Genomic DNA, 552 nt, shown 5'->3' on the forward strand with positions numbered 1-552 from the left:
TGTTGTGGGACATAGTTACGTAACGTATAAGCGCCACTGCCCGCAGAGCGCGTCCGCAGCCAGCCGTTGCCAAAATCATGGTTCTGGGCATTTTTCTCGACTTCCTTGCTGTCGACAACCAGTGCCACTGGTGCAGAAAGCAGGCGTAAAGCCAGATCGTGACCGATAGGGGAAATCCACCGTATTTCCAGTTCGTTATTACTCAACTGCGTAAATTGCGCATCGATATTTTCAGGCGTCCAGCCTAATTCGCCCAAAATGAAAACCGGCGTTTTGTTTAATTTAACCGCGCGTGTCAGAGAATAAATCACGTCATGGACGGTAACGGGGTTACCGCTGGCAAACTGTGCATCGGTTTTTAACGTAAAGATCAGGCTATGTTCCGTGTTACCGGGTTTCCATGACGAGGCTAACGCCGGAGACAATTTGCGCGAGTCCTGCCTGTCTTCGGCAACCAGCCCTTGATAGAGATCGACCAGGCTGCGGGTACTGACGGTTTCAAAACTTTCGGCAGGATCAAAGCTGATAATACCGTCCAATGAGAGCGCGACG

1 protein-coding gene is annotated in these 552 nt (G+C 50.9%); it reads right to left on the minus strand.

Going from position 1 to position 552, the window contains the following annotated elements; all coding sequences use genetic code 11:
- A partial coding sequence (locus EDI29_RS22625; RefSeq protein WP_241664989.1) for an ABC transporter substrate-binding protein occupies positions 1-552 on the minus strand: 552 nt, incomplete at both ends.

Origin of the sequence: Pectobacterium polonicum, from assembly GCF_005497185.1 — a bacterium.
In the GTDB taxonomy this organism is placed as follows: domain Bacteria; phylum Pseudomonadota; class Gammaproteobacteria; order Enterobacterales; family Enterobacteriaceae; genus Pectobacterium; species Pectobacterium polonicum.